We start from the raw sequence: 22,529 nt of genomic DNA, 5'->3' as shown, positions 1-22,529 counted from the left end.
GAAGGAATGACCACCCGCGGAATTTATGTCAGCGCCATGGCCCCCGGGTCAGGCAAGTCGCTCATCTCCCTGGGGTTGGCCAGCATGCTGCAGGGACACGCGGACAGAGTCGGCTTCCTTCGCCCAATCTCGGAAGCGGAAGACGGCAACGATGATCCGATGGTTCTCCTGATGCGTCGCGCGTTCGGGCTGGATGAGAAGACCGCCAGGAGCGCCATGACGCGGGCGGAAGCCCGTGCCCTGCTCGTGTCCGGCGAGCGTGAGGAAATCGATGCGCGTTCCGTCTCCGTGTACAGCGAGATGGCGCAGTTCTGCGACGTAATCATCGTGGAGGGGACGGACCTGAGCGGGCAGGACGCCGCCGTCGAGTTTGATCTGAACGCACGGCTGGCCAACAATCTGGGCGCCATGGTGCTTGCCGTGGTGAGCGCAAAGGACATGACCTCCGCTGAGGCAGCGGACGCCGTCGATGTCGCGCGCAGGGAACTGGACGCAGCGGAGGTATCGCTGCTGGCCATGATGGTGAACCGTGCGGCAGAGAGCGCCGTTGACGCCATCCGCGATCAGGTTCGCCCGGGGAAGTCCGGCCGCCCGGTCTACGTCATTCCCGAAATGAGCGAGATCTCCCAGCCGACAATGGCCGAGGTCGCCGGCGCCCTGGACGCGCGTCACATCGCCGGCGGCGCCAGCCTGGAACGTGATGTGTCCTCCATCCGCGTCGCTGCCATGAACGTTGGCCACTTCCTGGAACTGCTGACCGACGGCGCCCTGGTGATTGTTCCCGGAGACCGGGCGGACGTGCTGGTGGCGACTGTGGCGTCGTCGTTCTCGCCTGAGTTTCCCGTGCCCTCCGGCATGATTCTCACCGGTGGCCTGACGCCGGACCCCAACATCCTTGCCCTGCTTGCCCATGCCACCTTCCCTGTTTTCGCGGTCGACGACGACACCTACACGGCCGCGAAGCGCGTCAGTGAGGTGCGCGGCGAGATTGCGACCGGCCTGCGGCGAAAGGCTGCCGCCGCACTTGGTGTGTGGGCACGGCAGGTGGATGCGACTGAGCTGCTGGAACGCCTTGAGCTGCCCCGGCCGGTGAAGATGACTCCGCTGCGGTTCCTGCACGAGCTGATCGAGAAGGCCCGCGCGGACCGTAAGCATGTGGTTCTACCCGAAGGCCTGGACGAGCGGATCCTCCGCGCCGCTGAGATCCTGCGCCGCCGGGATGTCTGCGACCTGACAATCCTCGGACCGGAGGGGCAGCTGCGCGAGCGTGCCGCCGGCCTCGGTGTGGACCTGACCGGGCTCACTCTGCTGGACCCGGCAACCTCGGACCTGCGCGAGGAGTTCGCTGCGGAGTACGCGCGGCTGCGTGCGCACAAGAACGTCTCGCTCGACGACGCACGGGACCGCATGCTCGATGGCTCCTACTTCGGAACAATGATGGTTCAGCTGGGTTACGTTGACGGCATGGTCTCCGGCGCCGCGCACACCACCGCGAACACCATCCGGCCCGCGCTTGAGTTCGTGAAGACGAAGGAGGGCGTAAAAATTGTCTCCTCCGTGTTCCTGATGCTGCTTCGTGACCGTGTGCTGGTGTACGGAGACTGCGCCGTCAATCCGGATCCCACCGAGGAGCAACTGGCAGACATCGCTGTGGCGTCGGCTGAAACGGCTGCCCAGTTCGGGGTTGAACCGCGCGTGGCCATGCTCTCCTACTCCACCGGAGAGTCGGGTTACGGAGGCGCAGTGGACGAGGTGCGGCGGGCAACGGAGCTGGTCCGCTCGATCCGCCCCGACCTGCCGGTGGAGGGGCCCATCCAGTACGACGCCGCCGTAGATGCCTCCGTGGCAGAGTCCAAACTGCCCGGGTCGTCGGTCGCGGGGCAGGCGACGGTCTTTATATTCCCCGATCTGAATACAGGCAACAACACGTACAAGGCGGTTCAGCAGTCAGCCGGTGCGGTCGCCGTCGGGCCGGTCCTTCAGGGCCTGCGCAAGCCGGTCAATGACCTGTCACGGGGCTGTACCGTCGAAGATATTGTGAATACCGTCGCCATCACGGCCGTGCAGGCGCAGGGCACACCAGCGCAGGAGGCGCCATGATCATCCTCGTCATCAACTCGGGCTCGTCGTCGCTCAAGTACCAGGTCCGGGATTCCGCGAGCGGGGAGCGCCTGGCCAACGGGCTGATCGAGCGCATCGGCGACACCGCGAACGGCGGTCCGAAGGATCACACCGAAGCGCTGGACCGGGTCACTGAGGAGCTGGATGCCAAGCTGCAGGGCAAGTCCATCGGCGCCGTCGGTCACCGCGTGGTTCACGGCGGCGAACGGTTCAGCGAACCAGTGCTCGTCACGAACGAGATCATCCGCGCGATCGACCGGCTCAACCCACTGGCCCCGTTGCACAATCCTGCCAACGTGCAGGGTCTGCGCGCCATTGCCGAACGGTGGCCGGACATGCCGCAGGTGGCAGTGTTTGACACGGCCTTCCACCGCACGCTGCCCGAGCATGCGTGGCGGTACGCCGTGCCGGATGAGCTGTACAAGAATTTCGGCATCCGCCGGTACGGGTTTCACGGCACATCCTTCGAGTACGTGACTCGGCACGCCGCCGGGCTGCTCGGGATGCCGCCAACCGAATTCACGGGCATCATCGCGCACCTGGGCAACGGCGCGTCCATTACTGCTGTGCAGCATGGCCAAAGCATTGATACCTCGATGGGGTTCACTCCGCTGGAGGGACTTGTCATGGGAACCAGGTCCGGCGACATCGATCCGTCGATCCTGCTGTTCCTCAGCCGGGAGGGCTACACGGAGACGGATCTCGATCAGCTACTCAACCGCGGGTCCGGCCTGAAGGGCCTCACAGGCCACAATGACATGCGGTCGATCGAGGAGTCCGGGGACCCTGCCGGTGCTGTGGCACTGGACATCGCGTCTTATCGCCTTGCGAAGTACATCGGCGGGTACCACGTTGCTGTTGGAGGCGCGCAGGCGCTCGTGTTCACGGCGGGCATCGGGGAGAACTCCTGGCGTTTCCGGGAGCGCGTGGTCAACCGTCTGGGCGCCCTGGGTGTCTACATTGACGACGCCGAGAACCAGAAACCGGGCGGCTCGCCGCGGGAGATCAGCACAGAGGAATCGGCTTTCCCGGTCCTCGTGGTGCCCACAGACGAAGAGGCGGCTATCGCTGAGGCGACTGCCGCCGTCGTCGGCTCTGTCTAGATCCCTTCTAGTGGGCCGCACTGGCATACGCGAGCGGCCGTATTCACGGGGCTACGGGGCGCCAAGCAGGCGCGCCAGCGCCGCGGCGCCCGCCCCCACGAGGACGACGACGAGGAACGGCGCCCGCAGCCACAGCGCCACCCCTGCTGCGACGAGGGCCGCGAGACGCGCATCAATCACCAGGGATTGCCCGCTCGAAAAGGTGTTCACGGCGGTCAGTGACGCGAGCAGCCCGATCGTCAGCGTGCCGGCGACGCGGGTCATGTGCGGGTTCTCCATGAGGCGCGCGGGCACCAGATAGCCGGCGAGCTTCGTGAGATAGCTGATTCCGCAGGCAATGAGGATCCAGATCCAGAGGTTCACCGGTGTCCTTCCGTGGGATAGGGCTCGACATCGGGCTCAAGGCCCTCGCGCGGGTGGCCGGAACTGAACCAGCCGGCCAGCGCAGCAACCGCGGCGGCCACGAGGATCGGGATGCCGGCAGGCACAAAGGGGACGGTGAGCAGGGTAACCAGCGCACAGACCACGGCGATGGCCGCCGGCTCCCGCGCCTTCAGCCGGGGCCACAGCAGTCCGAGGAATGCGGCGACCGCAGCGCCGTCCAGACCCCATTGCGCAGGATCACCGAGTGCATTCCCCAGCAGCGCGCCCGCAAGCGTGAAGACATTCCATAGAACGTATATACCGATCCCGGCAACCCAGAACCCTCGCGATTGCTCCTGCGGCTCGCTCTGTCCGGTGGCCGTCGCCGTCGACTCATCAATGGTTACCTGCGCGGCCGCGAAACGGCGCAGGCCGCGCGGCCGGAGCATCGCGTTCATCTGCATTCCGTAGACGGCGTTGCGGATACCGAGCAGGGAAGCCGCGGACATCGCGGCCGCCCCGGTTCCGCCGCCTCCCACCACGCCGATGAACGCGAACTGGGAACCGCCGCTGAATAGCAGGAGACTCAGTGCCATGGTCTGCAGGAGGTCCAGCCCGGAGGCGATTGACAGGGCACCGAAGGACACCCCATAGAGGCCGGTCGCCACGGCAATTGACAGTCCAACCCGGACAGCCGGGGATCTCGATAACTCCACCGGCCAAGCGTATGCCGTTCCGCCGATGGGGTTCACTTCCGACGGAATCCCGGCAATACTGAATATAGTCAGCATGCTTACCAACCCTTGGGAGAGACCAACATGAAGGCACTTACCTGGCAGGGCAAGCGATCGCTCAGCATCGACAACGTTCCTGATCCACGAATTCAGGAGCCCACGGATGCAATCGTTCGCATCACTTCAACCGCGATCTGCGGATCCGACCTTCACCTCTACGAGGTGCTCGGTCCGTTCATGAACAAAGGGGACATCCTTGGCCATGAACCAATGGGCATCGTGGAGGAGGTGGGAAGCAGCGTGACCAACCTCGCGCCCGGAGACCGCGTGGTCATCCCGTTCAACGTGGCGTGCGGTCACTGCTGGATGTGCAATCAGGGCTTGCAGTCCCAGTGCGAGACCACCCAAAGCAGGGACAAAGGCACTGGCGCGAAGATGCTCGGGTACTCGGAACTGTATGGCTCCGTGCCGGGCGGCCAGGCCGAGTACCTGCGCGTTCCGCATGCAGACTACGGGGCCGTCAAGGTGGGCAGCGAGCTGCCCGACGAGCGCTACCTGTACCTTTCCGACATCCTTCCCACCGCCTGGCAGGGAGTGAAGTACGCAGACGTGCCCGACGGCGGGACCCTGGCCGTCTTTGGTCTTGGTCCCGTTGGCCAGTTCGCCAGCAGGGTCGGCAAGTACCTCGGTCAGCGGGTAATCGCGGTTGAGCCCGTAGCGGAGCGCCGCGCGATGGCAGAGCGGCACGGCATCGAGGTTGTCGACTTCTCAAAGAACGTCGGCGATGAGCTGCGGGAAATGACCGATGGGCGCGGGCCGGACGCCGTCGTTGACGCTGTCGGCATGGAGGCACACCACTCACCCCTAGGCGCCTTCGCCCAGCACGCTGTCGGGCTCCTCCCCGATGCTGTCGCGAAAAAGGCCATGGAAACAGCCGGCGTGGACCGGCTGAGCGTCCTGCACGCCGCGATTGATGCCGTGCGCCGGGGTGGAACGTTATCCATCAGCGGCGTATACGGCGGCACGGCAAGCCCCATGCCGCTGCTGACCATGTTCGACAAGCAGATTCAGACACGCATGGGCCAGTGCAACGTCCGCCGGTGGACCGATGATCTGCTTCCCATCGTGGAAGACCCCTCGGATCCGTTGGGTGTCATGGATCTCAAGACCCACGAAGTTCCGCTTGATGAAGGACCGGCTGCTTACGAAACCTTCCAGAAGAAGGAGGACGGCTGCATCAAGGTGGTGCTCAAGCCTTAACCGTCCACCGTTCATCTGTCAGGACACGCCCCTTATGACCCTTCATAAGGGGCGTGTCCTGTGAAATCAGGACGCGAGGGAGACCTGCTGGGCCGCGTGGATCGCATCGGCGGCCCGCACCAGCCCCAGGTGGGAGAACGCCTGAGGGAAGTTTCCGGCCATCCTGGCGTTCCCGGCGTCGTACTCCTCGGACAGCAGGCCAAGCTGGTTGGCATAGCCCACCAGCTGGTCCATCAGTTTCTTGGCGTCCTGAAGTCTGCCGGTATGCGCGTACTGCTCAACGAGCCAGAAGGAACAGGCAAGGAACGGGTGCTCGCCGGGCGCCAAACCATCGATTGATGATTCGGTGCGGTAGCGGAGCAGCAGCCCATGCTCATCGAGCAGCTCTTCTTCCAGCCTCGTAACCGTGCCGAGCATCATCGGGTGGTCGTAATCAACGAACCCGACCTGCGGCAGCTGCAGCAGTGACGCATCCACCAAGGTGGTGCCGTAATACTGGGTGAAAGAGTTCACCTCACTGCTGAAACCCTGCTCAAGGATCTCGGCGCGGAGCTTATCCCGGAGTTGCTCCCACCGGTCTGCCTCACCTTTGAGACCGTGCTCGCGGACCGCGCGGGCTCCGCGGTCGAACGCGGCCCACATCATGACGCGGGAGTGCGTGAAGTAGGCCGGCTCACCGCGCATCTCCCAGATACCGTGGTCCTTGGCGCTCAGGTGTTTCTCCAGGAACCCCAACAGTGCATGCTGCAGCGGCCAGGAGAATTCGTCTTCCTTCACTCCGCGCTTGCGCAGCTTTTCCAGGGCAACCATTACTTCACCGACGACGTCGGCCTGGTATTGGGTCACGGCCCCGTTGCCGATCCGAACTGGAGCGGAGTCCGCGTAACCCGGCAGGTGCCCTAGGACTTTCTCCGGAAGGTTCCGCTCACCAGAAACGCTGTACATGATCTGGAGATCCTCGGGGTCGCCGGCAACCGCACGGAGCAACCAGTTCCGCCATTCCGAGGCCTCATCCTCGTAGCCGTGCGTCATCATCGCTTCGAGCGTCAATGCGGCGTCACGTAGCCAGCAGAACCGGTAATCCCAGTTCCGCTCGCCGCCGAAGGCCTCGGGCAGCGACGTGGTGGGGGCCGCGACGATGCCGCCGGTGTCTTCATGCGTCAGGGCACGCAGCACCAGGAGTGAGCGCTTGACGATGCCGTCATACTCGCCCTGCTTCTCGCAGCTTTCCGCCCAGCCCTGCCAGTAGTCGATGGTTGCCTGAAGTGCGACGTCGAAGTCCAGGGGTGTCGGCTGCTGACGGTGGGATGGGTACCACACCAGCTCGAGGTCCACCTTCTCACCGGCTTCGACGGTGAACTCTCCCACGTGGCGGTGATCGGCGGCGCGCGGAAGATGGGTGCCACGCAGGAGCAAGGCATCCGGTCCGGCCATCGCGAGGATTCCGGGACCGCCCTTCTCATGGGTACGCCGCACCCATGGCAGCACCTCGCCGTAGCCGAAGCGCACTACAAGCTCCTGGCGCATAGGCACTGATCCGCTGATTCCCTCGATACGCCGTGCAAGGGATGCGCGCCGGTCGTGGATGGGCATGTAGTCGGTCACCAGGACTTCACCGGCTTCGGTACGCCATCTGGACTGCAGTACGAACGTGGACTCGATGTACTTCCACTCCACCAGCTCGGCAACACCGGCGGCGTGCGCCGGCGCCACGAGCCACCGTCCGTGGTTGTCATTGCCCAGCAGCGCGGAAAAGACCGACGCCGAGTCAAAGCGCGGGTAACAAAGCCAGTCCACGCTCCCACCCCGGGAAACGAGCGCACCGGTGTGAAGATCGGAAATCAGCGCGTAGTCCTCAATCGGCATAGCCATGCGATAACTCAATCACACCCGGCCGGTCGAGGACTCCCCTTTGAGCCTGCCAAGAACATACGCCGGACGGTTGGTAGTGATCTCCTGGGCGCCGAGGTCGCGGAGGAGGTCTATGTCGTCGTCAGCGTCAACCGTCCACACCCGCAGGCGAAGCCCGGACTCGAGCCACCGCGCAACCCGATCCGGATGGGCACGCACGTACGCGATGCTTGGCCCGGCGATTCCCACCGCTCCACTCGCGATGATGCGCTCCCCCTCGTGCAGCGCGCGCCGGAGGAGGTTCATCACGGCCGCAGCGGTGAGTGGGCCCAAAGTTTCGCGCACGTCATCAGGCTGCACGTCGGCCACCAGCTGGCAGACGACGTCGGCGGGCACGCGCTCCAGCAGGTGGCGGACCGAGTCGGGATTGAAGCTCATGAAAGTGATGTGCAGGTTGGCGAGCCGGGAAGTCTCCGGATCATAGCCCTCCCTCATCAGGAAGGCGATCAGCCGTTCCTCCAGCTTGAGCCCGAAGGGGCTCGGGTGCTTCAGCTCGATGGCCAGCTCGAGTTGACGTCCGTCCGTACGCAGGAGATCCAGCAGGTCTTCGAGCGTGAGCAGCTGATCGGCCACACCGCCATACCCTGGCGGGATATTCGCCCCCTTCCATGAGGCGAAGTCCAGTTCACGCAACTGCCGCAGCGTATGGTCTCCCACGTCTCCCGTTCCGCTGGAGGTGCGGTCCAGGGTGGTGTCGTGAATGCAGACAAGTTCAAGGTCCTCTGTGAGGTGGACGTCGCATTCCACCCCGTCAGCACCTTCCGCGAGCGCCTGCAGGAACGCAGCGCGGGTGTGTTCCGCGTACTGTTCGCTCGCCCCGCGGTGCGCGAAAACCAGGTGCTTCACTGCTCGTTGTTCTGCCACAGGCCTTACGCTAGCGAATCGGCGGCGTGACTGTCCTCCGGACGGCTGGTTAGATGGGAATTCAGCATCGATGCGGAGGACTAAGTGAGCATTGCGTTGACCGATACGGAGCGCGCCGCGGGTCTGAGACGGATGAAGACCGTTGCGACGGGCTTGCTCGCCATCATGGCGGTGATTTTCCTGATCGCCTTCGCTCTTCAGGAGCAGTACCCGTGGTTGCAGTACGTCCGCGCTGCTGCGGAGGGCGGCATGGTGGGAGCCCTGGCCGACTGGTTCGCCGTAACGGCCCTGTTCAGGTACCCGATGGGGCTCAAGATTCCCCACACAGCGATCATTCCGCGCAAGAAGGACCAGATCGGCACATCACTGGGGCAGTTTGTGGAGGAGAACTTCCTTTCGGAGTCCGTGGTGCAGCAGAAGCTTTCCTCACTCGGCCTCGCCCAGCGCGCCGGCGCATGGCTCTCCCGGCCGGAGGGCGCAGACCGCGTAGCCGTGGAAGGTGCCGCCCTGATCCGCGGTGCTTTCACCGTGCTGGATGACGACGCCGTCCAGAAGGTCATCGAATCAATGGTGCGCAAGCACGTGGTGGACCCACCGTGGGGGCCGCCGGTCGGTCGCATGGCGGAGCGCGTCTTCGAGGAGGGACACCACCACCGGCTCATTGACCTGCTGGTGGACCGGGCAGCCGAGTGGGTGGACGGCAATTACGACGTCGTTTCCCGCGTTGTGTCCCAACGCTCACCCACATGGGTGCCGCACTTCGTGGACGGGCTCGTCGGCGACAAGGTTTATGTGGAGTTCCTCAAGTTCGTTCGGGCGGTCCAGGCGGATCCCCAGCACGATGTCCGGCTCTCCATCGACAAGTATCTCAAGGACCTCGCCCAGGATCTGCAGCATGATCCGGTCATTATTGCGAAGGCCGAGGAGATCAAGGCCGGCATCCTTGATGACCCGCGTCTGCATGATGTTGCCGCACGGGCCTGGTTTACCATCAAGACAGCCCTCCTGGAAGCAGTCAATGACCCTGATAGTGAACTGACCCGTAACTTCAAGGCTGCGGTCCGCGACTTCGGGCGGCGTCTCACCACGGACGAGGAGCTTGCGGGCAAGATCAATAGGTGGATTTCCGACGGCGCCGGTTACCTCGTGCGGACCTACCGAAGCGACATCGCGGGCATCATCTCCGAAACTGTGGAGCGCTGGGACGCCGAAGAAACCTCACGGAAGATCGAACTCCAAGTCGGCAAGGATCTTCAGTTCATCCGGATCAACGGCACCGTGGTCGGCGCTCTTGCCGGACTGGGCATCTTCTCATTGGCGCACGCACTGTTCGGCTAGCGTCAGGGCTGCCGGCCGTTGCCGGTCTCCGGAAGCTTCTCAAGTTCCGTGAGCAGCTCACCGGGGATGACGGTGGGCGGCGGACCGAAAGCTTCCCGGGTTGCGTCGATGACCGTTCGCCCCATCTTGTGGTTGGCCACTCCTCCGACAGCCGCGCCCACGCCGAACGGGAGCGCCCTGCCCAACAGGGCGCCGCCCTGGCGTGCGAGCATGCGCTTGAGGAAGCGCTTGCGGATGCTGGCTCCGATACTCCGGACGGACGAGGCAGACATCGACCCGCCGACAACATTCCCCCAGTGACGCGTTACCCCGCCCGCTGATGATCCGATGGTCGCCTGGATGAGAGCCGACCCTTCCTCCCCCATGAGGATGGCCATGACGAGCGTGCGGGCACGTTCCGGATCCTCTGTGGAGATTCCGTGCAGCTCCGCGACTGATTGTGCATAGAGCGCCGTTGCCTCCAGAAAACCGACGGTGGCGGCGGCGGAAAGTCCCAGCGAAACCACTGTTCCGATTGCCGGCACGACGGCGGTGCCACCGACAGCCGCGCCTGCGGTTGTGATCGCAACGAGATAATCGCGCTCAAGTTTTGCGTTCAACTCGGCGCCGGTGGCCGTTGGGTTTTTCCTGCGCAGTCGCCGCAGGTTGGCGAGAACCAACGGTCGTTGAATATCGATAGCCCGTTCCACCGCGCGCTGGATGCCCGGCTTTGGTTGGCCGTTGCGGTCGAATACCGCTCCGCTGGCAAATTTCCCCGCAGGGTTGAAGCGTGCCATAACTGATCCTTCCGTCGAGATGCTCAAGTTTGGGCGAGCGCTTGCCTCAACGCAAAACGCCCCGTCGGATGGGGGCCGGCGGGGCGTTTGGTCGATGTACCCGGTTTATGCGTGCGAGCGATTCTTGGTTATAGCTCCGTAAACGAGGAGAACGATGATCGCGCCGCCGATGGCCAACAGCCACGAGGAGATCGAGAAGAACTCGTTCACGCCGACGTCGAAGAGGAGGTTCCCCAGGAAGCCTCCGAGGAGGGCACCGATCACACCGAGAATCAGGGTCATGATCCAGCCGCCGGCCTGCTTGCCGGGCAAAATCAGTTTGGCGATGGCGCCTGCAATAAGGCCGAGAAGAAGAAATGCCAGGAAATTCATGAAGTGCTCCTTTATCGAACTTCTAACTGCGCAACATATATGTCGATTTCGACGATGCACCGAAGTGCAACTGCACACCACCCTACTTGATAAGTGAGCTTAGTAATAGCATACGCCTTACTGGTGAAACTATTAAACTCCTGCTCGGCGACTTTGCAACCCCTTGTAATCGAAACTTCACCAGAAACGGGATCGACAGTATGCTGATCACGTGGCGCTTATATTCCGGCAACCCGCCGTGGCTACTGGGACTAACAGAAGAATTTCCCAAGCGGGTCAAATCAAGGAGTGGTTGGCATGAGAATCGGTTCCTCCATCGTCCTCATTGCACTTGGTGCAATATTGGCCTTCGCAGTCTCAGATAATCTGGTGAACTTCATCGACCTCACCCTGGTGGGTTACATCCTGATGGGGGTCGGCATTCTGGGGCTAATCATTTCGCTCCTTATGAATGCTCCCCGCAACCAGAAGCGGGTCAGCGAGTCGCGCACCGTCCAGGATCCCAACACCGGCGAGCGGATCACCCGAAACGAGACCCGCGACGGCGGGATCTGACCCAACCTGTCAGCGGGGCTGCCGAGCAGTCCGGGTACGAAAGAAGCCATCAGCGCCGTCGGCGCTGGCGGCTTCTTCCTTTTCGAGCCCTCTCCGAGGAACTGCCATACCAATAAATCTGCCTTTCCTTCCGTTTTCCATTGACACCCAAATAGAAACACAGATAGAGTCACTGAAACGGAAATGGTTGTGACGGTAGTCACGCAGCGAGGAGGAGCGGTGTTCGCCGAGGAACGCTATAACAGGATCGCAGCGCTGGTTATGTCCGAGGGCCGGGTCACTGTGGCCCAGCTGGCATCGCGGTTTAACATCACCAAGGAGACTGTCCGGCGCGATCTCGCACTGCTGGAGAAGGACGGGCTCCTGCGTCGGGTCCACGGCGGTGCCGTTCCCGCCGCCAGCGCAAGCACCACTGAGCTCAGCCTCACAAGCCGTGAAGGCCGCAATCAGGCAGAGAAGGCGCGCATCGCCAAAGCCGCGCTGACAATGGTTCCCACCGAAGGTTCGATTGTGCTGGACGGCGGAACCACCACAAGCAGCCTCGCTGCACTCCTTGCGCAGGAAGCTGGGAACCAGCTCCTCGTCATCACCCACTCCGTACCGGTCGCCTCGACCCTGATCGGCTCATCACTCCAACTGGAATTCATCGGTGGCCGCGTCCGCGGCCTGACCAGTGCCTGCGTCGGCAGCGGCACTGTTGCGCGCTACAGCGGCTTCCGCCCGGACGTCGTTTTCATCGGAACCAACGGAGTGCACCCGGAATTCGGGCTCAGCACTCCTGACCCGGAGGAGGCCTCTGTGAAGGCAGCAATCGTTAGATCCGCTCGCCGCGTCGTCGTACTGGCGGACGCGTCGAAATTGAACACAGAGACGCTCGTCAGCTTCGCCGAACTTGGCGACATGGACGCCCTGGTCACCGACGCCCAGCCGGACACCGGTTTCACCCGCGCCCTCGCCGAGGCGGACGTCGAGCTGGTCATCGCATGATCATCACGCTCACAGCCAATCCCAGCCTGGACCGCACCATTGAGCTCGCCGCCCCCCTGGCCCGCGGTGCGGTGCAGCGTGCAACGGCCAACCACCAGGAGTCGGGCGGCAAGGGAGTCAACGTCTGCCGGGCCCTGTCCGCCGGCGGCGCCGAGGCGCTGGCAATCCTTCCCGGCCACGAGGATGATCCGGTACTCACCGGTCTCCACTCCGCTGGCGTCCCCTACCGCAATCTGCCCATCGCGGCAGCACTTCGCAGCAATGTCACGCTGACGGAGCCGGATGGCACCACCACCAAAATCAACGAGCCCGGTCCGGCACTGAACCAGCGGGAAGCTCACGCCCTTATTGACCTGGTGGTGGAACTGTCCGACGACGCCCGCTGGCTGGTCCTTGCAGGATCCCTTCCGCCGGGCCTTGCCCCGGATTATTACGCTGAAGTCGTTCGCACGGTAAGGAACCGCCTCGGCGACCGCGCTCCACTGATCGCTCTGGATGCGTCCGAAGCAGCGCTCATAGCGGCGATCGAGAACAACGCCGCTCCGGACCTCCTCAAGCCGAACGCCGAGGAACTCTCCCAGCTCACCGGCATTGGAGTTGGAGACAGCCTCGAGGACCAGCAGGACCTCGCGGTCGAAGCAGCTACCCGGCTGCTCGCCCGCGGCGTCCGTTCGGTTCTTGCAACCCTCGGTTCCAAGGGCGCTCTTTTGGTTACCGCCGACGGCGCGTGGCACGCACAGCATCCACCCATCACGGCAATCTCCACCGTCGGCGCCGGAGACTCCGCGCTTGCCGGCTACCTCCTGGCGCAAACCCGCGGCGCCAGTGCACCCGACTGCCTGCGCCAGGCGGTGGCTCACGGCTCGGCTGCTGCATCCCTACCGGGTTCAACAGTGCCGGCCCTGCACCAAACCACACCGGACGCGGTTACGGTCCGGGCGCTCGCTTCAACCCATGCTTCCCCCAACCACCCATAACCTCCAAAGGAACTCCCATGTCCGCAATGATTACGCCCGAACTTGTCGTTCTCGACACGTCGCTGGGCACTGACCGCGCCGGCGTCATTCGCCGGCTCGCCGAACTGGTGGTGGCGCAGGGCCGCGCCGACCAGGTGGAAGGGCTTTTCGCCGATGCTCTGGCCCGCGAGGAAAAGACAGCCACCGGCATCCCCGGGGGCATCGCCATTCCGCACTGCCGGTCCGCTGCCGTTCTTGAACCGACCCTGGCGATGGCACGCCTTGAGCCGAAGGTGGACTTCGGCGCCAAAGACGGCCCGGCCGACCTCGTGTTCTTCATCGCGGCTCCGGAAGGCGCTGACCAGCAACACCTCAAGCTGCTGTCGAAGCTCGCCCGCTCCCTGATCAAGAAGGACTTCACCGCCGCGTTGCGCTCCGCATCCACCGAGCAGGAGGTCGTGGCTCTGGTGGAGGAAGCCCTCGAAGCCGCTCCTGCCAGGAAGGAAGGCGGCGCTACTGCCGTGAAGCCTGAGTCCGCGGACCCGGGAACCACCACGCCTCCCGATGCGGCACGGACAAAGCGCCTTGTAGCCGTAACAGCGTGCCCCACCGGAATCGCCCATACCTACATGGCAGCGGACTCCCTGGTAGCGGCTGCAAAGGAGCGCGGTATTGACCTGCAGGTCGAGACGCAGGGCTCCTCAGCATCCACTCCCCTCGACCCCTCAGTGATCGCTGCAGCGGATGCAGTGATCTTCGCCGTCGATGTCGACGTCCGGGACAAGCACCGGTTCGCCGGCAAGCCGGTCATCAATGCGCCGGTCAAGCGCGGCATCGACGAGCCGGGAGTCATGGTCGAGGAAGCCATCGCCGCGGCAGATAACCCCAATGCCCGCCGAGTTGCCGATTCCTCCATGCCGGGGTCCGACGACGACGGCCCTCGTGAAGGTGTCGGCGGCCAGTTGAAGCGCGCGCTGCTTACGGGCGTCAGCTACATGATCCCGTTCGTTGCAGGCGGCGGGCTCCTCATTGCCCTGGGCTTCCTCCTCGGCGGGTATGACATCACCGGATTCGCTGATGACATGGTGGTCAACAACAGCCTCTGGAACCTCCCTTCCGAGTTCCCCGAGACAGCCCAGGGCGCTCTCGGCGCATACCTCGGGGCGGTGTTCTTCAAGATCGGTTCCCTGTCGATGGGCTTCCTTGTCCCAGCCCTGGCGGGCTACATCGCCTACGCACTCGCTGACCGTCCCGGCATTGCGCCGGGCTTCGTTGCCGGTGCTGTTGCCGGCTTCATGGGCGCAGGTTTCCTGGGTGCGATTGTCGGCGGCCTCCTGGCCGGCTACGTCGCCATGAAGATCGGTAAGCTGGCAGTTCCCCGCTGGCTGCGCGGACTGATGCCGGTAGTGATCATCCCGCTGGTGGCGTCGATTGTGGCCTCCGGGCTGATGATCCTGATCCTCGGTGGTCCGATTGCCGCCCTGACCGTTGCGCTCAACGATTGGTTGTCCGGTTTGACCGGCACCGGTGCGGTTCTGCTCGGCATCATCCTCGGGCTCATGATGGCAATTGACCTCGGCGGTCCCATCAATAAGGTTGCCTACGCCTTCGCAGTCGCCGGCCTCGGCGCTGGAGCCATCGACAACCAGGCTCCGTGGCAGATCATGGCGGCCGTCATGGCCGCCGGTATGGTCCCGCCGCTGGCAATGGCCTTGGCCACCGTGATCGACCGCCGCCGCTTCTCCCTCGCAGAGCGCGAGAACGGAAAAGCTGCATGGCTCCTCGGCTCCGCGTTCATCTCGGAAGGCGCCATTCCGTTCGCTGCCGCTGATCCGCTGCGCGTCATTCCCGCCGGAATGCTGGGAGCCGCGGTCACCGGCGCGATGATCATGGGTACCGGAGTCACCTCCCAGGCACCGCACGGCGGAATTTTTGTATTCTTCGCAATCGGTAATGTCGTTATGTTTGTTCTATCGATTCTCGTGGGCATGGTCATCTCGGCCCTTGCCGTGGTGGCCCTGAAGCGGTTCGCCGTGCGCAAGCCGGCCCCGGCCGCCGCCTCCGAGTCGGTTGCCGCATAGTCCCTGACTGAGGAGTTGGACCATTGAGCACCTTCACCGGCGTAGGGGTAAGCCCCGGCAGGATCGTTGGACCGGTGCGGCAGATGCCGCGCCCGGTAGCTGAACCGTCCGCCGGGGAGAAATGGTCCAACACCACGGTTGATGAGGAAACGGCCAGGCTGAAGGCTGCCGCAAAAACCGTGCAGGCCGAACTTCAGCAACGCGCCGACGCCGCAACCGGTGACTCGAAGGCGGTCCTCGAGGCAACTGCCATGATGGCGGCGGACCCCATGCTTCTGAAGTCCGCGAACGCGCTCATTGTTGCCGGAACCTCTGCCGAGCGCTCGGTGTGGGAAGCCGGCTCCCAGGTGGCGGACATGCTGAGGGGCCTCGGAGGTTATATGGCCGAGCGCACCCAGGACGTCCTGGACGTCCGCTCCCGGATTGTCGCCGAGTTGCGCGGGCTGCCGGCGCCCGGTATCCCGACAGCCGACCATCCGTTCGTCCTCGCGGCGGAGGACCTCGCCCCTGCGGATACCGCCACGCTCAACCCGGAGCTTGTGATCGCGCTGATCACCAGCTCCGGGGGTCCGCAGTCACACACGGCTATCCTGGCCCGCGCGCTGGGGCTGCCCGCCGTCGTCGCCGCCCGCGGCGTTGAGACTATCGACGACGGCACTGAGGTGTTTGTCGACGGCGCCGCCGGAACCGTGCTCGCCGGCCCGGGCGATGCAGAACGGACGGCAGCGGCCATCTGGGCGGAGCAGGCACGTTCGCTCGGTAGCTACAGCGGAACCTGCACGACGACGGACGGGCACCGGATCCCGCTGCTCGCCAACGTGGGATCGGGTGCTGACGCCCGTAAGGCGGCCGATGCTGGAGCTGAGGGCGTAGGACTACTGCGCACCGAGTTCTGCTTCCTCAACCGCGATACCGAGCCGACGGTGACCGAGCAGTCCGCGGCATACCGTGAAGTGTTCGACGCGTTCCCTGCCGGCAAGGTAGTGATCCGCACTCTTGATGCCGGCGCAGACAAGCCCCTGCCCTTCCTTACCGATGCCTCCGAACCCAACCCCGCGCTCGGTGTTCGCGGCTACCGCACCGAGCTCTCGACGCCCGGTGTGCTGGACCGCCAGCTGAAGGCAATCAGCGAAGCAGCCGACGGCGCAACCACGGACGTCTGGGTCATGGCACCCATGATTTCCACGGCGGAGGAGGCCCAGCACTTCGCTGAATCCTGTGCGGCAGCGGGATTGAAGGTGCCCGGCGTCATGGTTGAGGTGCCGTCTGCAGCGCTGACCGCAGGAGCAATCCTGCAGCGCGTGAACTTCGCGTCGATTGGAACCAATGACCTGACGCAGTACGTCATGGCGGCGGACCGCCAACTCGGGCCGCTGGCCGCCCTGAATGACCCGTGGCAGCCGGCTGTCCTCCAGCTGATCCGGCAGACGGTGGCCGGTGCCGAGACGGCGCATGGCGGTGAACGTTCCAGCGGGGCACCCAACGGTGACGTCGGGAAGTCGGTCGGAGTGTGCGGTGAGGCGGCCGCGGATCCGGCCCTCGCCGTCGTGCTGGTGGGTCTGGGCGTCACGTCGCTGTCCATGAGTTCGCGCGCCCTCGCCGCCGTCGCTGCCGTGATTGGTTCAGTGTCCCTCACCGACGCACAGGGACTGGCACAACAGGCCCTGGCTGCACCCACTGCGATCGAGGCACGCACAGCGGTGCGTGCCGGTTTGCCGATCCTCACAACCCTGGGCCTGTAGGCTCGCACAACAGCAACCGGAAGGAAGATCATGATCGAACGCAAAGCAACCGTAGCCAGCCGGGTTGGGCTCCACGCCCGTCCTGCCGCCATCTTCGCCGAAGCGGCGGGGGAACAATCGGCTGACATCACTATTGCCCTGGAGGGGAGCCCGGCGGACGAGGCCATGGACGCATCAAGCATCCTGTCGCTGATGAGCCTGGGCGCCGAGCACGGTGATGTTGTTGTGCTCCGCTCCGAGGACGACGGCGCCGGGGACGCCCTGGACTCGCTGGTCCGTATCCTCGAAACCGATCACGACGCCTGACAGTAGGCTTTTCCGGCGGCGGCAGCCCGGCCTGGAAACGAAATAGGTGCGTCCACCCGTTCTAATGGACGCACCTATTGCTGTGTAACCCGTTGACCCCCCACGGACACCGGGAGTTACATAATCATAATTTTGACACACCAGGATGAAAACGTGAACAGTGTTCGCGATATTGGTCGAAATGATCCGGCGAAAAGACTAACCGTGGATCAGTCGCGCCGGTGTTCATTGGCCAGGAAATTGGCGGAGCGGTTGCGTACCGAACGCCGGCGGGACAGCCAGATCATGGTGAGGCCGCTGGTGACGAGGACAATCGCGCCGAACGGCAGAATGAGGTCCGCCGCCCCGGTCATGACTCCGGTGAACTTGAGTGCAGTGTGGGCAAGCACCATAGCGAATCCGCCCGCCATGAAGGCCGCAGCGACTCGGTGAAGGCCCCGCGCGGAGGTGTCCCGCGCACTTGCGATCGCCGGGCCCAGCAGGCATGCGCCGACATACGCCGGGTAGATTCGGCCCAGGTGGGAGTACCAGTGCACGGTTGGTTGGTCTGCGTAGTCCCGCAGCCCCGTCGAGGACTCCGGAAGGTCACTGAGTCCGAACAGAATCACGGTGGCCAGAACCGTGAGTCCCAGTACAGCAGCACCTAATGGTCCACGGATCAGCCTTAACGCGCTCTCGGAGCTGAACGCTGCCGCGCCTCGAAGCCCCAGGAGCAGCATGATGGAATACAGGCTGAACCGGATGAGCAGGTTCGCAATATTGGCCCCGCCGAGCAAGCCGTCAACAAAAAGATAAATCGGCGCCAGGCTGAGGCCCACCGCGACACACAGCAGAACCAGCACAGCGAAGATGCTCCGGCCTTTACCCCGCAGGGCATCCGGGAGGCGTGTAGCCGCGAAAATGACGCACAACGCGAGCGCAAGCCACTGGATAAATGATCCTGCGCTCATCCGAGGTTCTCCCATAAGGTCTGGTCACGAGTGTTGTCCTGCTCCTGTTTACGGAGCCGCTTACCCAATCCGTCAAGCCGGTCCCGCGCTATCAGGATAAGTTTCGAATCAGGCAGGGAACTCAGCACCTGCTCACGGCCGTCATCTGCCCAGCTGCCTTCCTGCGGTGTGAGCAGCCCGGTGACAACCAGGCCGTTTGCGAGCGAAACCCCGGAAACCCTGGCCACCTCAACGCACAACTGGGTGCTCAGCCGGCCGGCGCTGAGTTGCGCCGAGAGGTTTTGCGGAGCAATGCCGGTGCGCGTGGTCAGCGCCTGGCGGAGTTCACCGCCGTCGACCGCATCGAACCACGAGCGCACTGAGTAGCGATGGGGCAGGGGCGCAAGCCGGAAACTCAGCGGACTGCCCACCCAGTCTGTTTCCTCACTGCGACCAAGGATCAGCCGCAGCAGATCCATCGGGGAAACCTGGCTGAGGTATTCCTCGCCGGTGGGAGGCAGGATTCCCTCCGCGAGGTCCCGGTAGCCGTCAAACACACTCAGCGCCTGAACCGGCGGAATAGCGTAGGCGCGGGCGATGCTGATGACGGTTTCTATTGAGACTTTGCCACGGACCAGCTGCTGCGCCAGTGTGGACCGCTTGATGTCCGCCTTCCGGCAGAGGTCGGAAACCGTTGCCTCAGGTGCTATCTGGGTACGCCACAGCTGGAAAGCTTTAGCCGTGACTGCCATCATCACCCTTCAGGAACATTTCGACTGGACTTCTGACCCCTACTGTGAAGTATAGTTGGAGAGCTGGCTCCCCATTCTGCGATTCCCCCATACGCAGAACGCGGAGCCAGTTTCACTTTAACCTCTCCAGTGGCGCCTCAAGGCGGGCTGTCGCCCTACCAGCGCACCTTCTTCTCCCGCTTTCCCTGACGGTTACTGGCGTGTACTGACTTGTTCCTGCGCCCAGTGCTGTGCGCGCTGTCCAGGTCCCCGAAGGCGGGGTTCTTCCGGGCCAACGCTTCCCGCGCACGCGGATCATCCACCAGTTTCTTTGCAGCATCTTCGGTCAGATGGACGTTGAGCGGCTGTTGATTGTCTTGCTGGGTCATGGCTCTCCTTCAATGGCTCTGACCGGCTGAGCCACTCACCTACAAGCAATGACGACGACGACGGCGGCTCTTGCTGTCCGCCGGCGCTCTGCCGGTTCCGTAGGGTCCTGATGCGCTGATTGGCCGGTTCAGGGCGACCCTGATCCGGACTCATCACGGGAGGAGTGGAAACAAACATGGAGACGAAGGCCTCAACACGGTCTTTTCGAATGGTTTCGTTGATATTTGGACGAGTGCGCCAGGCACGCGACCGGCACAATTACTCGAAAATTATTGTTCCCATGCACTTCAACCTACACGAGCTCCCGGACCCTTGGCCAGAGGTGTCCCGGATTTTGGCGCAGACAGCGGCTACTTACCCCGACGGAGCAGAACGAGTAGATTTCCAACAAAGGGTGAGGGAGGAACAATGGGCGAGAATACGCCGAACATCGACAATCGGTACAGTTCCATCTACCAGCGGGGCGGCGGATCATCGACCACCCCGGGTGATCGCTGGCCCGTACCGAAGGAACCACCGCAGCAACGCCGGGCAGTATCCGAGGCGCACACCGCAACCTCACCCGAGCAGCCAGCCAACGTTGTTGAAGTGATGCCGGCAGGAGCGGTCTTGCCGGACCCCGGGCCGGCGCACCCGCGGTTCAATCCGTTTGTTTTGGTGCTCTGGCTGCTCGGGGCGGCCATGCTAGCCTTCGGCTTGTGGGCGGTGTTTGCACCTCTACAGGTTGATCAGACCGCAGTCAGCGGCCCGTTCCCGCAATGGATCTTCATCATCAGCCAATCGGCGGGCGGCATCATTGTCAGCGCCAGCATTCTGCTCACGGCGGCAGGGGCACTCAGCGCAGTCTTCTGGGACCGGCGGCGCCGCCTCACCTCCAATCAGCAGGGATGACCGGTCTGACCGCGGTTCGCGGCGGTTTCTGTTGAGTTGGTCTGGTCAGCGGTTCTTGACGTCAACATCGACGTACACCAAGCGGTGGTCGCTCGTGGGGAAAGGAAAAACCCCCGTGAGCTCCGCGCCGGGAGCCCCTGCGCGCGGCCAGAAGATGCCGGAGTGGCGCACCTTGAGAGACTTGGACGGCAACACATAATCCACCCGGAGGTTTCCCGCCTCAGCGTCCTCGAAGTCCGCCGTGTCCAAAGCCGGATTACCGCGATGCCCGGTATTCACCCGCCCCTGCAGGACTGACGCTTCGGCCGCGCCTTCCGCTGCGGGCTCCGGATCCTGGAGTTCCTTCAGCTCGAGCAACTGACTGATCGAGCCAGGGCGGGAATCGCCATCAGCCGGGTCGCTGTTGAGGTCTCCCAGCACAACGAAGTCATCACGTCGGTCCAGTCCGCCGCGTTCGCCGTCGTCGTCGTAGATGTAGCGCGCGTTGCCGCCGCCACGGATATAGTCCACCCAAAAGCGGATCTCGTCGCTGTTCCGTTTGCCGTTGCGGTCTTCCTCAGAGTCGAAGACCGGGGGCGTGGGGTGACTGGCGAGAACATGGACTGTCGAATCACCGATGGTCACCGGAACGTCCCAGTGCGATTTGCTGGACAGGCGGACAGCCGCCAGTTCCTCCTCGGTGAACCAGTCCGCGGCGCCGGCGGTAGCCGGGTCATCTGGCAGGAGCGCACCCGGCATATCCGCCCAGAGGAAGTTCTGGAAGGTGCGGACATTCCTGGTGTCGATGGGGTACCTGGAGTAGAGAACCATTCCGTACTGGCCCTCGAATTGGCCGAACCCGAACGCATCGTTCGGCCCACCTACGGTGCCGTCATTGTTCAGGTCCATCCCGCTGGGAACACCGGTGTTGGACGGGGCGGTGTAGACGTAGGGGTAACTGGCGGGGGGTTTACCGTTCTGGCTCACCTCGAGGTAGTTGGTCCGGAAAAGTTCGGCCGCCGCGTGGTCTGCGTCGTAATCGAATTCGTTGAGCAGCACCACATCAGGGTTGTTGATCTGAATCACTTCGGCGATGCGCCGCGCCTGCTCATCATGGCCGGTCGACAGGTCCTCGACGAGCTCACCCTCGGCGGACCGGTTCAGGCTTGCGTTGTAGGTGGCGAAGCGCACTTCCTGCTTGCCCTGGCCCTGCGCAGCACCGTTCGGTTTGTGAGCAGCTGTTGCCGTTGACGGCACCGCGACGCCGGCAGCGGCGACCGCGAGCGCGACGAGAATAGCGGCCGTTCTGCGGCGCGGTGCACGTGCTGAATCCATGAACTTCCCCTCCGGTCCCCCAGTGACCGGTCCAGCCTAACCGTCCCGGTTGGGAGGGGTCGAACGGGCTCCTGCGGCACGCTCGGCCTTTTCGAAGGCAGCCTCCAGCTCGCTGACCGCGGATTCATAAGCAGGTGCAGCGCCGTCGTCGTCAGTATCTTCCTGCTCGCGCAGCACCGCCGCGGTCCGCATCGCGCGGACCAACCCGGCAGTCTCTGGGCGCTTGACGTCGGTCATGTCCGGATAGTCGATGGCGACGGCGGGATCCAGTTCATAACTCACCCACCGCTGCAACACGGATTCATGGCGTGCCCGCAACGCTGACCGCGCCTCTTCCACGGATTGACGACGACGGCGCACAGCCCGCTCCTGCTCCCCGCGCCAGACCCAACCGCCCGCCAACCCCATCCCGAGCATGCCTGCCAGCCCGGTCACTGCAGCTGTCTCGGGGATGAGCACCATGGCTCCCAGCATGGCGCCGAGGCACGCGAACCCTCCGGTGAAGCCATACCAGAAGACGCCGTCGCGGTCCTTGTTTGCCAGCAGCCCTCGCGAAACGGCGAAGGCGGTCAGGGCAATGAGCGCACCGATCACGGCGACGGCTAGCGCCGTCTGAACGGGTAACGCCAAAAGGGCGGGCATCGGAGTTCCTCCCGGCACTTTCCGTGCCGCTTTGCTGGAAAGGATCTGCCCTTCCAGTACAGGCTTCCTGCGCCCGGGAGTCAATGCTTGTTGCCCGAAAGCAACCTCGGAAAGCGGATCGGCCCTCCACGAAAAAGCGCGCCCTCACCGATACCTCGGCGGG

The 22,529-nt window shown here is 63.9% G+C and carries 22 protein-coding genes; 11 read left to right on the top strand and 11 right to left on the bottom strand.

What is annotated here, in order from left to right; genetic code table 11:
- Positions 1-6: 6 nt before the first annotated feature.
- Both pta and ASH00_RS05750 read left to right on the top strand, forming a co-directional pair.
- A complete protein-coding gene (gene pta / locus ASH00_RS05755; RefSeq protein WP_082565903.1) occupies positions 7-2,100 on the top strand; it encodes a phosphate acetyltransferase in 2,094 nt (697 codons plus the stop codon).
- A complete protein-coding gene (locus tag ASH00_RS05750) occupies positions 2,097-3,224 on the top strand; it encodes an acetate/propionate family kinase (RefSeq protein ID WP_056545841.1) in 1,128 nt (375 codons plus the stop codon). The genes pta and ASH00_RS05750 overlap by 4 nt, the downstream gene beginning before the upstream one ends.
- 51 nt (positions 3,225-3,275) lie before the next feature.
- On the opposite strand, the gene ASH00_RS05745 is transcribed toward ASH00_RS05750, so the two are convergent.
- Both ASH00_RS05745 and ASH00_RS05740 read right to left on the bottom strand, forming a co-directional pair.
- Positions 3,276-3,587 (bottom strand): AzlD domain-containing protein, encoded by a 312-nt coding sequence (locus ASH00_RS05745; RefSeq protein WP_056545839.1) that lies wholly within the window; start codon positions 3,585-3,587, stop codon positions 3,276-3,278.
- Positions 3,584-4,303, bottom strand: a complete 720-nt coding sequence (locus ASH00_RS05740; RefSeq protein WP_056546723.1) for an AzlC family ABC transporter permease — start codon at positions 4,301-4,303, stop codon at positions 3,584-3,586. The genes ASH00_RS05745 and ASH00_RS05740 overlap by 4 nt, the downstream gene beginning before the upstream one ends.
- A 102-nt stretch (positions 4,304-4,405) precedes the next feature.
- On the opposite strand from ASH00_RS05740, the gene ASH00_RS05735 reads away from it, so the two are divergent.
- Positions 4,406-5,581, top strand: a complete 1,176-nt coding sequence (locus tag ASH00_RS05735) for a zinc-dependent alcohol dehydrogenase (protein WP_056545838.1) — start codon at positions 4,406-4,408, stop codon at positions 5,579-5,581.
- A gap of 66 nt (positions 5,582-5,647) precedes the next feature.
- On the opposite strand, the gene ASH00_RS05730 is transcribed toward ASH00_RS05735, so the two are convergent.
- Together ASH00_RS05730 and ASH00_RS05725 are read right to left on the bottom strand one after the other, a co-directional pair.
- The gene (locus ASH00_RS05730; protein WP_056545836.1) at positions 5,648-7,453 is read right to left on the bottom strand and encodes a glycoside hydrolase family 15 protein; all 1,806 of its coding nucleotides are present in this window, start codon (positions 7,451-7,453) and stop codon (positions 5,648-5,650) included.
- Between the two features lie 12 nt (positions 7,454-7,465).
- On the bottom strand, positions 7,466-8,356 hold the full coding sequence (locus ASH00_RS05725; protein ID WP_056545834.1) for a glycerophosphodiester phosphodiesterase family protein: 891 nt from the start codon (positions 8,354-8,356) through the stop codon (positions 7,466-7,468).
- A gap of 132 nt (positions 8,357-8,488) precedes the next feature.
- On the opposite strand from ASH00_RS05725, the gene ASH00_RS05720 reads away from it, so the two are divergent.
- Positions 8,489-9,694, top strand: coding sequence for a DUF445 domain-containing protein (locus ASH00_RS05720; RefSeq protein WP_082565957.1), 1,206 nt, complete (start codon positions 8,489-8,491; stop codon positions 9,692-9,694).
- Between the two features lie 2 nt (positions 9,695-9,696).
- Here the strand turns inward: ASH00_RS05720 and ASH00_RS05715 are convergent, their stop codons facing one another.
- Together ASH00_RS05715 and ASH00_RS05710 are read right to left on the bottom strand one after the other, a co-directional pair.
- Positions 9,697-10,470 (bottom strand): hypothetical protein, encoded by a 774-nt coding sequence (locus tag ASH00_RS05715; RefSeq protein WP_056545830.1) that lies wholly within the window; start codon positions 10,468-10,470, stop codon positions 9,697-9,699.
- Between the two features lie 105 nt (positions 10,471-10,575).
- Positions 10,576-10,842 carry a GlsB/YeaQ/YmgE family stress response membrane protein gene (locus ASH00_RS05710; RefSeq protein WP_056545828.1) on the bottom strand — a complete coding sequence of 89 codons (267 nt, stop codon included), beginning with the start codon at positions 10,840-10,842 and terminating at the stop codon, positions 10,576-10,578.
- 297 nt (positions 10,843-11,139) lie between these two features.
- Here ASH00_RS05710 and ASH00_RS05705 point away from each other — a divergent pair, with 297 nt between their 5' ends.
- From ASH00_RS05705 to ASH00_RS05680, 6 genes are all read left to right on the top strand, one after another.
- A complete protein-coding gene (locus ASH00_RS05705) occupies positions 11,140-11,397 on the top strand; it encodes a DUF6458 family protein (RefSeq protein WP_056545827.1) in 258 nt (85 codons plus the stop codon).
- A gap of 219 nt (positions 11,398-11,616) precedes the next feature.
- A complete protein-coding gene (locus ASH00_RS05700) occupies positions 11,617-12,384 on the top strand; it encodes a DeoR/GlpR family DNA-binding transcription regulator (protein ID WP_056546721.1) in 768 nt (255 codons plus the stop codon).
- Positions 12,381-13,361: a 1-phosphofructokinase family hexose kinase gene (locus ASH00_RS05695; protein ID WP_056545826.1), complete on the top strand. Its 981-nt coding sequence runs from the start codon at positions 12,381-12,383 to the stop codon at positions 13,359-13,361. Before ASH00_RS05700 ends, ASH00_RS05695 begins: the two co-directional genes overlap by 4 nt.
- Before the next feature lie 17 nt (positions 13,362-13,378).
- Positions 13,379-15,421, top strand: coding sequence for a PTS fructose transporter subunit IIABC (locus ASH00_RS05690; RefSeq protein WP_056545825.1), 2,043 nt, complete (start codon positions 13,379-13,381; stop codon positions 15,419-15,421).
- Positions 15,422-15,444: 23 nt separating this feature from the next.
- Positions 15,445-17,163 (top strand): phosphoenolpyruvate--protein phosphotransferase, encoded by a 1,719-nt coding sequence (ptsP, locus tag ASH00_RS05685; RefSeq protein ID WP_082565900.1) that lies wholly within the window; start codon positions 15,445-15,447, stop codon positions 17,161-17,163.
- 30 nt (positions 17,164-17,193) lie between these two features.
- The gene (locus tag ASH00_RS05680; RefSeq protein WP_056545823.1) at positions 17,194-17,469 is read left to right on the top strand and encodes an HPr family phosphocarrier protein; all 276 of its coding nucleotides are present in this window, start codon (positions 17,194-17,196) and stop codon (positions 17,467-17,469) included.
- Positions 17,470-17,678: 209 nt separating this feature from the next.
- Here the strand turns inward: ASH00_RS05680 and ASH00_RS05675 are convergent, their stop codons facing one another.
- The 3 genes from ASH00_RS05675 to ASH00_RS05665 all read right to left on the bottom strand — a co-directional run bounded on the left by ASH00_RS05675 (position 17,679) and on the right by ASH00_RS05665 (position 19,518).
- A complete protein-coding gene (locus ASH00_RS05675; RefSeq protein WP_056545821.1) occupies positions 17,679-18,419 on the bottom strand; it encodes a hypothetical protein in 741 nt (246 codons plus the stop codon).
- Positions 18,416-19,150, bottom strand: a complete 735-nt coding sequence (locus ASH00_RS05670) for a hypothetical protein (protein ID WP_056546714.1) — start codon at positions 19,148-19,150, stop codon at positions 18,416-18,418. Before ASH00_RS05670 ends, ASH00_RS05675 begins: the two co-directional genes overlap by 4 nt.
- Before the next feature lie 155 nt (positions 19,151-19,305).
- Positions 19,306-19,518 (bottom strand): hypothetical protein, encoded by a 213-nt coding sequence (locus ASH00_RS05665; protein ID WP_056545819.1) that lies wholly within the window; start codon positions 19,516-19,518, stop codon positions 19,306-19,308.
- A 409-nt stretch (positions 19,519-19,927) separates the two neighbouring features.
- Here ASH00_RS05665 and ASH00_RS05660 point away from each other — a divergent pair, with 409 nt between their 5' ends.
- Positions 19,928-20,410: a tetraspanin family protein gene (locus tag ASH00_RS05660; protein ID WP_056545817.1), complete on the top strand. Its 483-nt coding sequence runs from the start codon at positions 19,928-19,930 to the stop codon at positions 20,408-20,410.
- Between the two features lie 45 nt (positions 20,411-20,455).
- On the opposite strand, the gene ASH00_RS05655 is transcribed toward ASH00_RS05660, so the two are convergent.
- Together ASH00_RS05655 and ASH00_RS05650 are read right to left on the bottom strand one after the other, a co-directional pair.
- Positions 20,456-21,724 carry an endonuclease/exonuclease/phosphatase family protein gene (locus ASH00_RS05655; RefSeq protein WP_056545815.1) on the bottom strand — a complete coding sequence of 423 codons (1,269 nt, stop codon included), beginning with the start codon at positions 21,722-21,724 and terminating at the stop codon, positions 20,456-20,458.
- A 36-nt stretch (positions 21,725-21,760) separates the two neighbouring features.
- The gene (locus tag ASH00_RS05650) at positions 21,761-22,366 is read right to left on the bottom strand and encodes a hypothetical protein (protein WP_056545814.1); all 606 of its coding nucleotides are present in this window, start codon (positions 22,364-22,366) and stop codon (positions 21,761-21,763) included.
- Positions 22,367-22,529: the final 163 nt, after the last annotated feature.

Source organism: Arthrobacter sp. Soil782, from assembly GCF_001428435.1.
In the GTDB taxonomy this organism is placed as follows: Bacteria; Actinomycetota; Actinomycetes; order Actinomycetales; family Micrococcaceae; genus Arthrobacter_D; species Arthrobacter_D parietis.
Note: the sequence above shows the minus strand (reverse complement) of the source record. Positions and strands in the feature narration are given on the sequence as shown.

Bases quoted from the DNA above. Each gene is read 5' to 3' on its own strand.
- ASH00_RS05695 (WP_056545826.1), top strand. From the start codon at position 12,381: ATGATCATCACGCTCACAGCCAATCCCAGCCTGGACCGCACCATTGAG.
- ASH00_RS05680 (WP_056545823.1), top strand. From the start codon at position 17,194: ATGATCGAACGCAAAGCAACCGTAGCCAGCCGGGTTGGGCTCCACGCC.
- pta (WP_082565903.1), top strand. From the start codon at position 7: ATGACCACCCGCGGAATTTATGTCAGCGCCATGGCCCCCGGGTCAGGC.
- ASH00_RS05690 (WP_056545825.1), top strand. From the start codon at position 13,379: ATGTCCGCAATGATTACGCCCGAACTTGTCGTTCTCGACACGTCGCTG.
- ASH00_RS05675 (WP_056545821.1), bottom strand. From the start codon at position 18,419: ATGAGCGCAGGATCATTTATCCAGTGGCTTGCGCTCGCGTTGTGCGTC.
- ASH00_RS05670 (WP_056546714.1), bottom strand. From the start codon at position 19,150: ATGGCAGTCACGGCTAAAGCTTTCCAGCTGTGGCGTACCCAGATAGCA.
- ASH00_RS05650 (WP_056545814.1), bottom strand. From the start codon at position 22,366: ATGCCCGCCCTTTTGGCGTTACCCGTTCAGACGGCGCTAGCCGTCGCC.
- ASH00_RS05730 (WP_056545836.1), bottom strand. From the start codon at position 7,453: ATGGCTATGCCGATTGAGGACTACGCGCTGATTTCCGATCTTCACACC.
- ASH00_RS05710 (WP_056545828.1), bottom strand. From the start codon at position 10,842: ATGAATTTCCTGGCATTTCTTCTTCTCGGCCTTATTGCAGGCGCCATC.
- ASH00_RS05720 (WP_082565957.1), top strand. From the start codon at position 8,489: ATGAAGACCGTTGCGACGGGCTTGCTCGCCATCATGGCGGTGATTTTC.
- ASH00_RS05705 (WP_056545827.1), top strand. From the start codon at position 11,140: ATGAGAATCGGTTCCTCCATCGTCCTCATTGCACTTGGTGCAATATTG.
- ASH00_RS05665 (WP_056545819.1), bottom strand. From the start codon at position 19,518: ATGACCCAGCAAGACAATCAACAGCCGCTCAACGTCCATCTGACCGAA.
- ASH00_RS05715 (WP_056545830.1), bottom strand. From the start codon at position 10,470: ATGGCACGCTTCAACCCTGCGGGGAAATTTGCCAGCGGAGCGGTATTC.
- ASH00_RS05655 (WP_056545815.1), bottom strand. From the start codon at position 21,724: ATGGATTCAGCACGTGCACCGCGCCGCAGAACGGCCGCTATTCTCGTC.
- ASH00_RS05735 (WP_056545838.1), top strand. From the start codon at position 4,406: ATGAAGGCACTTACCTGGCAGGGCAAGCGATCGCTCAGCATCGACAAC.
- ASH00_RS05660 (WP_056545817.1), top strand. From the start codon at position 19,928: ATGGGCGAGAATACGCCGAACATCGACAATCGGTACAGTTCCATCTAC.
- ASH00_RS05750 (WP_056545841.1), top strand. From the start codon at position 2,097: ATGATCATCCTCGTCATCAACTCGGGCTCGTCGTCGCTCAAGTACCAG.